Consider the following 15,768-nt stretch of genomic DNA (forward strand, 5'->3'; position numbering starts at 1 on the left):
TCAATCGCTATAACCTACTTAATCATAAAAAGATATTATGAATAGCGTAGGGGTTTTACTGATTTTAGCGCTTTATGTCTCCATTTTATTTTACATAGCGCATTGGTCTGAAAAAAGAAGACATTCTAAATGGACTAACAATCCGTATGTCTATTCTTTTTCATTGGCAGTATATTGTACTGCTTGGACCTATTATGGCAGTATAGGAGTCGCAGCAGAAACAGGACTAGCCTATTTACCTATTTATTTAGGACCTATTATTATTATACCAACGTGGATGATCATCCTAAAGAGAATTATCCGAATTTCGAGAGTAAATAAAATCTCCAGTATAGCAGATTTTATTTCTTTACGATACGGAAACAGTAGATTTCTTGGAGCATTAGTCACCATGGTTTGTGTTATTGGGATACTTCCTTATATTTCACTACAACTAAAATCAATTTCAGATACCTTTCATATTGTCAGCAAAACACAATCAAGCGACAACATCTTTACGGATACAACTACATATGTGTGTCTTGCTTTGGCATTATTTGCCTCTTATTATGGAACACGCTACGTGGATGCTTCCGAAAAAAGACGTGGTATTGTAACTGCCGTAGCCATGGAATCAATCCTAAAATTAGTTTTCTTTTTAATGATTGGCATTTACGTAACCTTCTTTGTTTTTGATGGGTTTGATGATATTTATCAAAAAGCGAGTGTCCTTGAAAATTTTGACAAAAAAAATACCATTGGCGGGATTACAAACGGAATCAACTGGTTTTTCCTTTGTGTGTTGTCTATGTTTGCCATTTTTTTATTGCCAAGACAGTTTCACACCGCCATCGTAGAAAACAATAAAGAAAGCCACATTCGAACAGCCATTTGGCTTTTTCCACTCTATCTGTTGCTTTTTAATCTTTTTGTTTTCCCAATTGCTTGGGGAGGAAACATCTTATTTGAGGGGCAAGGACTCAATTCCGATACCTATTCATTGTTAATCCCACAATATTTCAACAACAACACCGTAATGGTTTTAGTCTTTCTGGGCGGATTTTCGGCAGCGATCTCAATGATAATCGTTTCCTCAATTGCGCTCGCCACTATGCTTAGTAACAACCTATTAATCCCTTATGGCTTTATAGGTTCACTCGAGAATGATTCCCAGAAAAAAAACAACAAACGCATCTTGATCAGTCGGAAAATAGGCATTTTTTCTCTCATTATCCTGGCGTATGCTATCTATCGAATTTTTATTCTGGACTACTCTTTGGTTTCCATAGGACTTGTCGCCTTTGTAGTAATCGCGCAATTGGCTCCTTCTTTTTTTGGTGCCATATTCTGGAAAAGAGGATCAAAAAATGGTGCTATAACAGGGATTTTATTTGGATTTATAACCTGTTTTTATACCCTTCTAGTTCCTTACGCCATTGGGATAACCGAATCAACAAGCTTATTCATTCAAGAAGGCCCTTGGGGAATTGAACTTCTAAAACCATTTCAGCTTTTCGGACTGGATTATTTAGAACCTATACCACATGCCGTTTTTTGGAGTTTATTAATCAATTTGATGAGTTATCTGGCCATTTCCGTTAGTTTTAAAGGGAATTACAGGGAACGCAATTATGCCGAAATGTTTGTAGACATCGACAAATACATTACCAATCATGAAAATGCTTTTATTTGGAAAGGAACGGCCTATATCTCCGACATTCAAAAAGTATTGCAGCGATTTCTAGGGGAAGAAAGAACAAAACGTGCACTGACCATTTTCAATTTGAAATACAACATAGACAAAGACATCACCACCGCCGATGCCCGATTTATAAAATTTGCTGAGAATTTATTGACGGGACACATTGGTACGGCTTCCGCCAAAATATTAATATCAAGCGTGGTCAAAGAAGACAAAATCAGTCTGCCAGAAGTGTTGCGAATTTTAGAAGAATCCAAAGAAAACATCATCATCAACAAAAAGCTGACAGACACCTCAAATGAATTAAAAAAAATATCCGAACAACTCAAAAATGCCAATTTGGAATTAATAAACAAAGACATTCAAAAAGATGAATTTCTTGACACTGTTACCCACGAATTGAGAACGCCAATAACCGCAATTCGTGCGGCAAGCGAAATCCTTCATGATGATGACGACATTCCAGAGGAGTTGAGAAAACAGTTTTTGCAAAATATCATTTCTGAGTCCGATCGTTTGAATCGTTTAATTGATAAAATTCTGGATTTAGAAAAATTTGAAACCGGAAAACAAAAAATTTACCTCTCTAAAAACAACATTTCAAAAACAATCAAAAAAACATTGAATTCCCTCCAGCAACTCCTAAAAAACAAAAACATAAATGTTGAATTTCAGGAGGAATCAAGAGAGATCAAAGCCTTTTATGACGAGGAACGAATCATTCAGGTGATTCACAATTTAGTATCCAATGCGATAAAATTCTGCGCTGAGACAAACGGGAAAATAGTGATTTCCATTCATGAAAACAAAGACAATATTGAAGTCAAAATACACAACAACGGCAAGGCAATTAAGAAAGAAGATTTTCAAGCTATTTTTGATAAATTTTACCAATCTCGAAACCAAAACGTAAAAAAACCAATAGGAAGCGGCTTGGGTTTAGCCATTTGCAAACAAATAATAGAACATCACAAAGGTAGAATTTGGGCCGAAGACGATACCGCTGAAGGTGCCACATTCGTCTTTACATTACCCAATTATAATACAACTGAAAATAATTAAAAATGAAAAAAATTTTAATTGTAGATGACGAACCAAATATTGTAATGTCATTAGAGTACACTTTCAAAAAGAACAATTTTGAAGTTTTCATCGCGCGCGACGGTCAGGAAGCATTGGATATTTTAAAAAATAAACTTCCGGATGTCATTATTCTTGATGTCATGATGCCTATGGTGGACGGGTATGCCACATTAGAGCAAATAAAAAAAGACGAACGGTTGCAGCATTGCAAAGTCATTTTCCTTTCGGCAAAAAACAAGGAAAAGGACATTGAAAAAGGCCTTTCATTAGGCGCTAATTTATATGTAGTCAAGCCTTTTTCAATCAAAAAGTTAGTCGACCAAGTTCATGAATTAATTCAATAAGAAACAAATTCAACACAATGACATACAAGGAAATTTATGAGGAAAGCATTGAGCAGCCAGAAAAATTCTGGGCTGAACAAGCTGATGCAATTGAGTGGTACAACAAACCGGAGACAATTTTGTCAAAAGACGAAAATGGCTATCCGCTTTGGTACAAAGATGGCGAATTGAACATTTGTTACCTGGCGTTAGACAAACACATTCAGGATGGCTGTGGGGACCAGGTCGCTTTTATTTATGACTCTCCGGTAACACAAACCGTAAAAAAATACACTTTTTCGGAAGTAAAAACAGAAGTCGCAAAATTAGCCGGAGGGATGCAGTCGCTGGGATTGAAAAAGGGAGATACTGCCATAATTTACATGCCCATGATTCCACAAACAGCTTTTGCCATGTTGGCTTGCGCGAGAATTGGAGTGATTCATTCGGTTGTTTTTGGAGGTTTTGCTCCACATGAATTGGCAATTAGAATTGACGATTGTAAACCTAGAGCGATTATTACTGCTTCTTCGGGAATTGAAGTGGATCGTTTGATTGCGTACAAACCTTTGGTCGATCAAGCTATTGAACTCGCTTCACACCGACCAAAAAAAGTAATCGTTTTCAACAGAAAATTAGGCGCCCGAATTCCGTTTAAGAAATATGATGTAGATTATGATGCCTTGGTTTATGGCTCAGAAGAAACTCCTTGTGTTCCTGTAAATTCAAATCATCCGCTTTATATTTTGTATACTTCGGGAACGACGGGAAAGCCAAAAGGAATTGTAAGAGATACTGGTGGATATGCTGTGGCATTGAAATTTTCTATGAAATACATCTATAATGTCAAAGAAGGCGAGACTTTTTGGGCCGCATCAGATATGGGTTGGGCAGTAGGTCATAGCTACATCCTTTACGCTCCGTTATTAAATCGAAATACTACCATAATTTTTGAAGGCAAACCGATTAAAACTCCCGATGCGAGTACGTTTTGGAGAATAATTTCAGAGCATAAAGTGGGCACTATGTTTACGGCTCCTACCGCCATTAGAGCTATCAAAAAAGAAGATCCTGATGGAACATTCATCAAACAATATGATTTAAGTTGTCTCAAAAATCAATTTTTGGCGGGCGAACGTTGTGATAATGCCACTTTAGAATGGTATCAACAACACATTCCTATTCCTGTAATTGACCATTGGTGGCAAACAGAATCAGGCTGGCCAATGATTGCCAATTCTCTCGGCATTGAAAAAATGCCAGTGAAATTCGGTTCTGCCACAAAAGCAGTTTGCGGATATGATATTCGGATTTTCAATGAAAACGGTGACGAATTAAGCGCCAATGAAGAAGGCTTGGTTGTCATAAAATTACCTTTGCCTCCGGGAAATATGTTGGGTATCTGGGAAAACGAAGCCCGTTTTAAAGCCAGTTATTTCAGTAAATTTGATGGCTATTATCTATCTGGTGATGGTGGTTATAAAGATGAGGACGGTTATATTTTCATCACCGGAAGAACGGATGATGTTATCAATGTAGCAGGACACCGCTTATCTACAGCTGAAATGGAAGAAGTTGTTGCTTCCCACCGATTCGTTGCAGAGTGTGCGGTCATTGGAATTCAAGATGATTTGAAAGGACAAATTCCGTTGGCATTGGTCGTAACGAAATTAGATATTGCAATAGAGCATTATCAATTGGAGCAAGAAATTATTAAATTGATTCGCCAGCAAATTGGAGCGGTCACTTCTTTACGAAATGTAGTTATTGTAACGCGCTTACCAAAAACGCGCTCGGGAAAAACCCTTCGAAAACTACTGCGCAGCATTGCAGATGGTGCCGAATTCCAAATTCCGTCGACCATTGACGACGAATCGATTGTGGAAGAAATTATCACCGCATTAAAAAAGTATAAAATAGGAATTAACAACATATAAAATTTATCAATAATCATGAGTTACTATAAAATTAATAATCTAGAAGAGTACTTTAAACATTACAAAAAATCAATTCGTGAACCGGGAAAATTCTGGGACAAAGTGGCCTCAGAGAATTTTACTTGGTACCAGCAATGGGATAAAGTAGTTGATTTCAATATGGCTGACGCCGAAATAAAATGGTTTACCAATGCCAAAGTAAACATTGTAAAAAACTGTATCGACAGGCATCTTGCTAAAAAAGGAGATAAAACAGCTATCATTTTTGAACCGAATGACCCAAATGAAGAGGCATTGCATATTTCATATAATGAGTTATACGAGCGTGTTTGCAAAATGGCGAATGTCTTAAAGGAGCAAGGCATACAAAAAGGAGATCGGGTTTGTATTTATTTACCAATGATTCCTGAATTAGCGATTACCACTCTGGCCTGCGCCAGAATTGGAGCAATCCATTCGGTTGTTTTTGCAGGATTTTCCGCCTCGGCAGTTGCCGCAAGAATCAATGACAGCGAATGTAAAATGGTCATCACTTCAGATGGTGGGTATCGCGGGAATAAAACCATCGATTTAAAAAGTATCGTTGACGAAGCCTTATTGAATTGCCCTTGTGTAGAGAACGTTTTAGTAGCTAAAAGAATCAACTCCACTATCCACATGAAAGAAGGTCGTGACCAATGGCTGCAACCACTTTTAGACCAAGCTTCGAATAACAATGTGGCTGAAATCATGGATGCCGAAGATCCTTTGTTCATCCTTTATACTTCCGGTTCAACAGGAAAACCAAAAGGAATGGTTCACACTACAGCCGGTTATATGGTGTATTCTGCATATACGTTCAAGAACGTTTTTAATTATGAAGACAATGATATTTTCTGGTGTACCGCTGATATTGGCTGGATTACCGGACATTCCTATATTCTTTACGGCCCGTTATTGAACGGAGCTACGACCGTAATTTTCGAAGGCGTTCCGTCTTATCCTGATTTCAGTCGCTTTTGGCAAACCATCGAAAAACACAAAGTTACCCAGTTTTACACGGCGCCAACAGCGATTAGAGCTTTGGCAAAAGAAAGCATCGAATACGTGCAACGCTACCAGTTGACCTCTTTGAAAGTAATTGGATCTGTAGGAGAACCCATCAATGAGGAAGCATGGCACTGGTACAACAACCACGTAGGCGATAAAAAATGTCCTGTGGTAGATACGTGGTGGCAAACGGAAACCGGAGGAATTATGATCTCACCAATTGCCTTTGTAACCCCGACAAAACCTACTTATGCTTCATTACCTTTACCGGGAATCCAACCCGTTTTGATGGATGAAAAACGAAATGAAATAGAAGGGAATCAGGTTACCGGAAGTTTGTGTATTAAATTTCCTTGGCCAGGAATTGCAAGAACAATTTGGGGCGATCATCAACGGTATAAAGAAACCTATTTTTCTACCTTTCCAGGTAAATATTTCACTGGCGACGGCGCTTTGCGTGACGAGGTTGGGTATTACAGAATCACTGGACGTGTAGATGATGTAGTAATTGTTTCCGGACACAATCTGGGGACTGCCCCTATTGAAGATGCCATCAATGAACATCCTGCTGTTGCGGAATCAGCCATTGTAGGTTTCCCGCATGATATCAAAGGAAATGCGTTGTATGGTTTTGTAATTCTAAAAGAAACCGGAGAATATCGCGACAGAGAAAACCTGAGTAAAGAGATCAACCAACACATATCCGATCACATAGGACCCATTGCCAAATTAGATAAAATCCAGTTTGTTTCCGGTTTGCCAAAAACCCGTTCCGGAAAAATCATGCGCAGAATTTTGCGTAAGATTGCCGAAGGGGATTATTCTAATTTTGGCGATACCTCAACCTTGTTAAATCCTGAAATTGTGGAGGAAATCAAAGACGGTAAAATTTAATATTTAGTTGTAATTGTAGTTAAAAACTGCTTCATTTATGGAGCAGTTTTTTTATACAAAAAAGGCTGCCTTTTTATGGACAGCCTTTTCAATCTTCAAGGTATTCTTAATTTTTCAACAGTTTCAATACTTTCATTTCATTATTTTCATCAAATGTTTTTACGATGTAAAGTCCTTGATTCAAATCACTAACCGAAAATTGAGATCCTGCCGTTTTATTGGTATCAAAACTTTTTAGCAATTGTCCCGTGATAGAAAACACCTGCACCTTAGCCGTTGTTTCATTCAATGTAAAATAATCAGATGCCGGATTTGGATACAACACAATCGTTGGTGATTTTTCGTAATCCGCTATTGCCAATGATGCTGTTTTATTCCCATAGATTTTAAATTCTCCCGGTTTCAAAGTAATTGCAACTGAGGTACTGATTACATTAATAGATGTATTGTCCATCAAATTGTACCATGTTCCGGTGTATGGAAACCCGGAAGGAGCATTTTTTGGCGTCACATCAAAATTAGCTACAATCAATACATCTTTCAGTTGTGTTGATGCTAGTGCACTGTTGGTAATTTTGATATTCGGTAATAACGAACTGCTATTATTGATTGTTACAGTTCCTAAAAACACAGGTTCTTCGGTCTTCATCGTAATCATTTTGGACCAATCATTGTAAATCTTGCTTCTGTTGGTATCTCCAATCCAGTTATTGACCCATTGTGGTTGCGGTTTAGTATCTAACTTACAATCTCCTGATGTACCATCTGAAGGAGAGTTCACAGTTCCATTATTGCAGGTAAAAATAGAAGAATTCCATCCTAATTCTCCAAATTGCCAAATCATTTTTGGCCCTGGAACCAATAAAGAAACAGCTCCTAATGCAGACATTCTGGATAAAGCTACAGTAAGCGTTCGTACATTATGGTCCGCAGTGGTATTGTTTCCTGCTTGCACATTATTGTACATTAAGCGCTCCTCATCATGACTCTCTGCATAGCCCATCAATCGGTGTGCAGTAAATCCTCGACTTGATGAACTCATTCTTGAAATATTACCTGCATACCCTTTTGTAAGATTGTTATAGTCAAAAGTCATTATTCCCCACATCATCACGCCTTTACTTAACGTTTCATTCAACCTGTAATTAGCCCATTGTTGTTCTTCCTCATTACCACCCAAATGTTCGAAAATAACGTAGTGATTTGGATCTAAATTCCAAGAATAATCAGCATATTTTTTCAATACATCTATTCTATCTTGTTGTAAACTGCCGGTACAATTTTCTTGCCCGCCAGCTACGTTCGCTGGACAATTTTGTGTAAAACCTTTGGTTAAATCCCAACGAAAACCGTCAATTTTATATTCTTCAACCCATTGTTTAATGACCCGTTGTACATAATTTTGTGTTCTGGGCAGTTGATGATTAAAATCTTCCCCCACACTATAACTGTGCATCGCTGTTGTATTAAAATAAGGATTTTCAGTGGAAGGCGAGCCCCAACCATTGCCGTCAGGATCATTCATCCACATGCGAAGCATTGGGTTTCTACCAAAAGCGTGATTTAGCGCCACATCAAGAATAACAGCAATTCCGTTTTGATGGCATAAATCAATAAACTCTTTCAATTTATCCGAAGTGCCATAGAATTTATCCAAAGCCATGTGAAAAGAGGTATTGTAACCCCAACTTTCATTGCCTTCAAATTCCATCACTGGCATTAATTCAATCGCATTTATCTTCAAATTTTTGAAATAATCGATTTTATTAATCAAGTCCTGATAGCTTTTATTGGCATCAAAATCACGCACTAACAATTCATAAACTACTAATTTTTCTTTAGCTGGTTTAACAAAGTTTGTAGTGGCGCTACTCCAAGCGTAAGCAGCTTTCCCGGTTTGCAAAACGGTTACTTCACGTTCCTGACCAACGGGATATACCGGAAGATTTGGATAATTTACAGATGAAATCCCTGGATCATCAAAAGGAGATAAAACCAAAGTGGAATAAGGATCCGCAGTTTTTACTAAACCAGGCGAACCGGCCAAGGGAGTTGCGTCCCCCACCCAATATTGATACATGTAATTTGTCCCCGAGACCAATCCGGTTAATTCTAACCAAAATTTACCGCTGGTTGGGTCTTTTTTCATAGAGTGCGCTGATGTTGGCTGCCAGTTATTAAAACTCCCTGCTACATAAATAAAATCTTTTAAAGGTGCATCCAACACTAAAGTTGCTTTTGTCGCATCACCAGTATTGTAATTAATTCCGTCTAACAAACCATTAGCCATCGCGGCACTTATCGTACCCGTATTTACAATCACACTGAATTTTTTAGTAATAACAGTAGTTCCTTGAGTAACTTCCAACTCATAGATTTGATTTCCGGTGATATTTGTGTGATTAAAAGTATAACTGGAAGCCGCTGTATTTATATTTAAATTTGTTCCGTTTGCCTTCAAAACATAACTGGCATTTCCTCCTGTATTAGAAGCTGAAATATTCAAACTGCCACCAGATGCAATAATTGTCGAACTGTTTTCTGCTGGAGAAGTTAAAGTTGCCTGAAAAGCTCCAACATTAAAAAAAGTATCAGCAGTCTGCATATTTCCGGCATCATTTCTTAAGACTACACAAATTTCTGTAATAGAGCTCGTATTTGGAATCCCAAAATAAGCATACAAATCCGGAGTAAGATCCAATTTATAAGTAGTTCCTGAAACCAATGTTAATGCGGGTTGTGTGGAATTATTACCCCAACTCCCTTTCACGTTTTGCCATCTTGTGCCATTAACAGTTAAACCAATATGCGCATATATTGTACCTGTATAACTGGCGAGTGGCGTTCCTGTTTTGTTAAAATTAAGAGTAACTGCACTACTTGCAATTGCAGGTGATGGCGTAGTTGTAAATTGGGAATAACTTATAGAGGTTATAAGTAAAATTAATAAAAGTAGATTTTTTTTCATGGCTAAGTATTAATTAAATTAAAAACTAAAAAAAAGGGCTACCCATAGATAGCCCTTAAAAAATTTTGAAATAAATTATCCTTGATTAGGAATCATTAAATAACTACCATCTAAATCATTAAAATAGATTTTGTATTTAGATTTTGCAACCGGTAGGTCACCTCCACTTGTTCCGTTATTTGGGAATCCTGAAAAAGCAGTGTTTCCACCCCAACTTACGTCCCATGCATTATTTGCTCTAAATTTAGCTTTACCATCATTTAATGGCAACAAATTTAATGACCAAACATGAGAATTGAACGTAGATTGGGTTAATGCTGTTGAAGCATCCCATTTTAATGGTGTGCTATCTCCAATGATACCTACGGTAGTGAAAGTTTTAGCAGCAGCTGCATTATACGTCACTAAAGTGTATTTTAATGTTTCAGTATTCATTGTAAAAGTATAATAGCCTTCCGTTGCAATAGTAAAAGATGCTGGATCTGGATCAGCTTCTGTAGGTCTAGCCACAATAGCACCATTATCTCCTTTACCATACATTGGAGCCCATTGTCCAAGTGTAGAAATTAATTTGAATGCACCCGCTTTGAAAAATCCAGTAAATTGATACAAACTTGGGTTTGTTCCGCTTCTGAATAAAGGTTGGTTTTTATTATTATTGTTCCATCCTGAAGCAGTTGCGTCGCCTACAAAATACCAGTCTTTAAATGCGTAAGGAATTAATCCAGTGTACGCATTAACTAAAATAGTCAGTGGAGTTTTAGACATCATTTTTTCAATTCCTGCTAAACTAGAAACTACTTTGACATCATAAGAACCCAGTTGATCAGGTGTTCCACCCAATTGAATTACTGCTTGATTCAATGTTTTTACAGTTACTTCAATTTGAGTTGCTCCAGAAGTTCCTCCTAATTCAATTGCTTTTGTAAAATTTCCTCCTTTAACATCCATCAAAAGTTTGTACCCAATCTCTACATTACCAGCATAAGTTGCTTTGGTCCACACAAAACGTTCTATAACATCTTCCGCATTTTCTTCTAGTAAAACGTATGATTTATCATTTTCAGGCGCCACTAATTCAGGAGTATCCACTCCTTGAATTACTGGTCTGTCTTCTACATCCTCTACGCTACAAGACAAGGTAAGAACTGCGAATAAGGCAATTACTGATTTAGTTATATTTTTCATTTTTTATTTATTATTTAAATTTTATTAATACCCAGGGTTTTGTTTCAATTTATTGTTTGATGCTAATGCTGTAGCAGGAATAGGAAATAAATTTTTAAATGCTTGCGTTGGCGCACCACCCGCTACATTTCCTTTCCAAGGCCACACATAACTACCGCCTGTAAATTTACCAAAACGAATTAAATCCGTTCTTCGGTGTCCTTCCCAGTGCAGTTCTTTTGCTCGCTCGTCTAGAATCAGGTTAGCACCTGCAGCATCCGCAGTAAGAGCACTTATCGTTGAAGCATTCGCTCTGGTTCTTAAAGCATTTACATATCCTCTGGCAGTTCCTAGATCTCCTACTTTACCAACTACCGCACATTCAGCATACATTAAATACGCATCGGCTAAACGGAACATTGGAAAATCAGAGTCAGAAAAGTCTCCTGATTTATCTGAGCCCTGAACTCCGTTTACGGTCACATTTCTAAATTTCTGAATTGCGTATCCATCAGTAAATGTACCAATATCAGCAATTTCTTTAGTTTGTCCATCAGTATAAAATTGACCTCTTGCGTCTGTAGTATTTTCACTAAACTTATTTACAAATGCTGATGTTGTTCTGATACCAGCCCAACCACCATTGATTCCAAATTCAGAAGCCTTCATAGTACCACCAACTGGTGCATGCGTCAAGAAAGTAGTCCCACCATACGTTTGCGTTCTTAGTCCATCAAAAGCAATTGCAAAAATGAATTCGTTTTGAGCTCCGTTTCTATCATTATCCGCAAAAAATAATTGGTTATAATTGTTGTGTAAAGTATACCCTGATCCTATTACTTTAGTAATCAAAGGCAATGCTCCTGCATAATTATCAGTACCAATATATACTTTAGCATTCATGTATAACTTAGCTTGTAACATCCAGGCAGCAGCTTGATCCACACGATACGCCTCATTTGATTTTGGCGCTTTCAATTCTGGAATAATTGCTGTTAATTCGGCATCCACAAATTTGTATAATTCTGCTCTTGACGCATATTCCGGGTAGTAAAAACTCGTTGGGGAATCTTCAGTAACCAAAGAACCTCCGCCAAACATATCAATCAAGTGCCAATAGGTGAATGCTCTAATAAAACGCGCTTCTGCTCTGTAGGTTTTAATCTTTGCTATCAAAGCGGCATCAAGACCTCTGGAGGCTAATTTAGCATCCGTAGTTTGTCTTAAAAACTCATTACAGTTTACAATTTGAAAAGAAAATCGAGCAAATGTAGCCGTGATAAAACGGTCTAAAGAAGTCCATGTTTGTGAATGAAGGTCTTTTATTGTTCCGTCATTCCAGGCAATAACAGCTTCATCTGTTGTTAATTCCTGCATCAACCAGATCCCTCTGATGTATTGACTTTCCCCTTCATCAATTCCGGAGATATCTGGAGAACCAGCTGCAGTTTGCCCTGAAGTAGCAAATCCTGCGTATAACTTGGCCAGATTTTGTTTGTACGATTCCGGGGTGCTAAAAAACTGTTCTCCCGGAACTGCAACACTACTTGCCGGGGCTTGGCTCAAATCATCTGTACACGATGAGAATACCATCACGCACAGTAACAAAGAAATACCCAATAATTTTATTTGTATCTTTTTCATTTTTCTTACTATTTGTATTAAAAATTAACGTTTAAACCTAACGTGAAAGTAATTGGTCGTGGGTATAAATTTCCATCTATACCTCCAGAAATTTCTGGATCTAATCCTTCATAATTAGTAATGATCAAAACATTTTGTGCTGATAATGTCAATTTAACTAATGAAGACGTATTCTCTTTTTGATTGAAAGTATAGCCAACACTTACGTTGTCTAATCTTACAAAAGAGGCATCTTGAATGTAATAATCGGATTCGAAACGTTTGGTGTCATTAGATCTGAAACCTGTTTCCAAAACATTTTCAACTCCGTTTGACAAATCTGTGTTTCTGATCAAAATATTATTGAAAGATCCTTTACTGGAATCCACATTGTTGTAATTGTAATTACCCCATGATCCTCTCCAGTTCATTCCCATGTCAAAATTTTTGTAGGTCACACTAGTGTTAAACCCGTAAAAAACATCTGCTGCCGGTTTATGAAAACGGTATTTATCCAACTCTGATATTATTCCATCTTGATTTCTGTCAACATACACCCCATCTAAAGGTTTTCCGTTTACACCATACGCTTGCTCATACACGTAAAAAGAACTTGGTGCATAACCCACTTGGTGATTTTGAATAAAATTTCCGGTAGCACCTTCATAGCCTCCAACATTAATTCCTGGCGTATTAGGAAGTGTAGTAGTCAGCTTAGTGATTTTAGACTCTTGAAAGGTTACGTTTCCGCCAATTCTCCATTCAAAATCATCAGAACGAAATGGGATTACTTCTGCAGCAATCTCAATACCCCTATTTTCAATTGTTCCTACGTTATAATTGTCAAAATTTGAAAACCCGAAGAAAGATGGATTTTGTGTGTACAATAATAAATCTTCTGTTGTTCTTTTGTACAAATCAACACTACCATTGATTCTATTGTTCAAAAATCCAAAATCCAACCCTGCATTCACAGTGGTGGTTTGTTCCCATTTCAAATTACTGTTGTACGGCTGTGGTCTGTAAGTGGTGTAAAACTGACTTCCAAACGGGTATTGAGCAGCAGTATTAGAGGCTAAATACAACGGAATAGATGGATAACTTATTCCAATATCCTGTTGTCCGGTAATACCCCAACCCCCACGGATTTTTAAGGTAGAAATACTACTTACGTCTTTCAAAAAGTTTTCTTCGTTCAGTTTCCAAGCCAAAGCAACAGCAGGGAAATTAGCCCAACGATTTGATTCTGTAAATCTTGAAGTACCATCACGTCTATAGGACAAAGTCACTAAATACTTATCGGCGATATTAATATTTGTTCTTGCAAAGAAAGACTGCAAGTTGATACGGGACGGGAAATTAGGATCTACCGTAGTGTTATTACTCTGAAAATTAAAATTGGAAGAGTAAAAAGTCTCTCTGAAATCTTGGTAGGAATACCCTCCAGTAACATCAAAAACGGTATTGATCGATTCTACTTTTTTGTTGTAATTTAAGTACAAATCCATCAATTTATTGAACCGTGATTGGGTTTTTTCATACGTATTCTTGAAACCGGAACCGGAAAGTCCATTCAAAAAATTAGCTTCTGTATTACCAAATGAACGTCCTGTTAATTGATCGTATCCAAAATTAGCTACTGCTTTTAATTCTGGTAAAAAATGCATTTTATATTCGGTTTGAATATTTCCAATGCTTCTGTACGCTGTTCCAAAACTGTTTTGTTGTTCGATTTGAGACAATGGGTTTCTGCCTGCCAATTGGTTGATTTCAGTTGGAGACGTATACCATTGAAAAAAGGTTCCGTCAGGATTTCTTACCGCTTGTGTTGGATCAAAACGAATGGCTGAACCAATAGCACCACGATTACTATAATTACTATTAATCAGAGACGTATTATTATTCAATTCTATCTTTAAATGATCGTCAAAGAAGTTTCCGGTTATACCAGCAGACATTGTAGTACGCTCCATGTTATCTCTTTTTAAGATACCATTCAAATTAGCATATCCCACAGAGGCTCTGTACACTATATTATCAGAACCACCGCTTAGGGCAATATTATGATCTGTACCAATAGCTGTTCTGAATATTTCATCCTGCCAATCTGTATCAGCAGCACCCATCAACGCGATTTGAGCAGCATTTCCGTTAGCCGTTACAAAATCTCTGAATTGTGTACTTGATAAAGCATCTACTTTATTCGTGATTTCAGAAACCTGGAAGTTTGCATTATAATTAATTTGCATTTCCCCTGCTTTACCTTTTTTGGTAGTAATTATAATTACCCCATTCGAAGCACGAGATCCGTAGATAGCAGTTGCCGAAGCATCTTTCAAAACCGTAATCGATTCAATATTATTTTGATTAATAGTACTCAAAGGATTTCTACTTCCTTCTACGCCACCAGCAGCAACCGGCACACCATCAATAACATACAACGGATCGTTATTAGCAGATAGTGAAGAGCCACTTCTAATTCTGATAGTTGCACCTTCACCTGGAGAACCTCCTCCATTAATAACCTGCAAACCAGCTACTTTCCCTGTTATCATTTGATCTGCAGAAGTAACAGGTCCTTTATTAAAATCTTTGGAAGTCAGCACGGTTACCGCTCCTGTAGCATCTTTTTTCTTAACAGTCCCGTAACCCACTTGGATCACCACTTCTTTTAATTGATTGGCATCTTCTTCTAAAGACACGTTTAATGAATTTTGAGCAACATAAGTCACGACCGTATTGGTGTAACCAATATAAGAGAACACAATTTTATCCCCTCTTTTTACATTAGACAACTGATATTTACCATCAAAATCAGTAGAAACACCATTATTTGTACCCTGTACATTTATGTTTACCCCTGGAATTGGCTGTCCTGACACTTTATCAAGAACGGTTCCGCCAACAATATTCTGAGCCAGAACACTAAAAGGGAGCAGCAGTACTAAAATCAACAACTTTTTATAAATTGTTTTCATACATTTTCTTTAATTTAATTGAATTTTCCTTGAATTTTCAAGCGTAACTATTACTTCGAATGTTAAATTTATGTAAATTTTTGCA

The 15,768-nt window shown here is 37.3% G+C and carries 8 protein-coding genes; 4 read left to right on the forward strand and 4 right to left on the reverse strand.

The annotated features are described in order from the left end of the window. Window positions 1–37: 37 nt before the first annotated feature. The 4 genes from EKL95_RS02110 to acs are packed head-to-tail and all read left to right on the forward strand — an operon-like array spanning window position 38 to window position 6,947. On the forward strand, window positions 38–2,743 hold the full coding sequence (locus tag EKL95_RS02110; RefSeq protein ID WP_126563426.1) for an ATP-binding protein: 2,706 nt from the start codon (window positions 38–40) through the stop codon (window positions 2,741–2,743). A 2-nt stretch (window positions 2,744–2,745) separates the two neighbouring features. Then, window positions 2,746–3,108: a response regulator transcription factor gene (locus EKL95_RS02115; protein ID WP_126453872.1), complete on the forward strand. Its 363-nt coding sequence runs from the start codon at window positions 2,746–2,748 to the stop codon at window positions 3,106–3,108. Window positions 3,109–3,125: 17 nt separating this feature from the next. Further along, window positions 3,126–5,024, forward strand: a complete 1,899-nt coding sequence (locus tag EKL95_RS02120; protein WP_126458365.1) for an AMP-binding protein — start codon at window positions 3,126–3,128, stop codon at window positions 5,022–5,024. Window positions 5,025–5,039: 15 nt separating this feature from the next. After that, window positions 5,040–6,947: an acetate--CoA ligase gene (gene acs / locus EKL95_RS02125; RefSeq protein ID WP_126458363.1), complete on the forward strand. Its 1,908-nt coding sequence runs from the start codon at window positions 5,040–5,042 to the stop codon at window positions 6,945–6,947. Window positions 6,948–7,053: 106 nt separating this feature from the next. On the opposite strand, the gene EKL95_RS02130 is transcribed toward acs, so the two are convergent. From EKL95_RS02130 to EKL95_RS02145, 4 genes are all read right to left on the reverse strand, one after another. Continuing rightward, entirely contained in the window at window positions 7,054–9,915 is a 2,862-nt protein-coding gene (locus EKL95_RS02130) for an alpha-amylase family glycosyl hydrolase (protein ID WP_126458361.1), read from the reverse strand. A 75-nt stretch (window positions 9,916–9,990) separates the two neighbouring features. Further along, window positions 9,991–11,103: a SusE domain-containing protein gene (locus EKL95_RS02135; protein WP_126458358.1), complete on the reverse strand. Its 1,113-nt coding sequence runs from the start codon at window positions 11,101–11,103 to the stop codon at window positions 9,991–9,993. Between the two features lie 24 nt (window positions 11,104–11,127). After that, complete coding sequence (locus tag EKL95_RS02140) at window positions 11,128–12,726, reverse strand: RagB/SusD family nutrient uptake outer membrane protein (RefSeq protein WP_126458356.1); 1,599 nt, start codon at window positions 12,724–12,726, stop codon at window positions 11,128–11,130. A gap of 17 nt (window positions 12,727–12,743) precedes the next feature. Then, window positions 12,744–15,683, reverse strand: coding sequence for a SusC/RagA family TonB-linked outer membrane protein (locus EKL95_RS02145; RefSeq protein WP_126458353.1), 2,940 nt, complete (start codon window positions 15,681–15,683; stop codon window positions 12,744–12,746). Between the last annotated feature and the right edge of the window lie 85 nt (window positions 15,684–15,768).

The organism is Flavobacterium sp. LB2P53 (assembly GCF_003970305.1).
Taxonomy (GTDB): Bacteria; Bacteroidota; Bacteroidia; order Flavobacteriales; family Flavobacteriaceae; genus Flavobacterium.

Bases quoted from the DNA above. Each gene is read 5' to 3' on its own strand.
- EKL95_RS02110 (WP_126563426.1), top strand. From the start codon at position 38: ATGAATAGCGTAGGGGTTTTACTGATTTTAGCGCTTTATGTCTCCATT.
- EKL95_RS02115 (WP_126453872.1), top strand. From the start codon at position 2,746: ATGAAAAAAATTTTAATTGTAGATGACGAACCAAATATTGTAATGTCA.
- EKL95_RS02120 (WP_126458365.1), top strand. From the start codon at position 3,126: ATGACATACAAGGAAATTTATGAGGAAAGCATTGAGCAGCCAGAAAAA.
- acs (WP_126458363.1), top strand. From the start codon at position 5,040: ATGAGTTACTATAAAATTAATAATCTAGAAGAGTACTTTAAACATTAC.
- EKL95_RS02130 (WP_126458361.1), bottom strand. From the start codon at position 9,915: ATGAAAAAAAATCTACTTTTATTAATTTTACTTATAACCTCTATAAGT.
- EKL95_RS02135 (WP_126458358.1), bottom strand. From the start codon at position 11,103: ATGAAAAATATAACTAAATCAGTAATTGCCTTATTCGCAGTTCTTACC.
- EKL95_RS02140 (WP_126458356.1), bottom strand. From the start codon at position 12,726: ATGAAAAAGATACAAATAAAATTATTGGGTATTTCTTTGTTACTGTGC.
- EKL95_RS02145 (WP_126458353.1), bottom strand. From the start codon at position 15,683: ATGAAAACAATTTATAAAAAGTTGTTGATTTTAGTACTGCTGCTCCCT.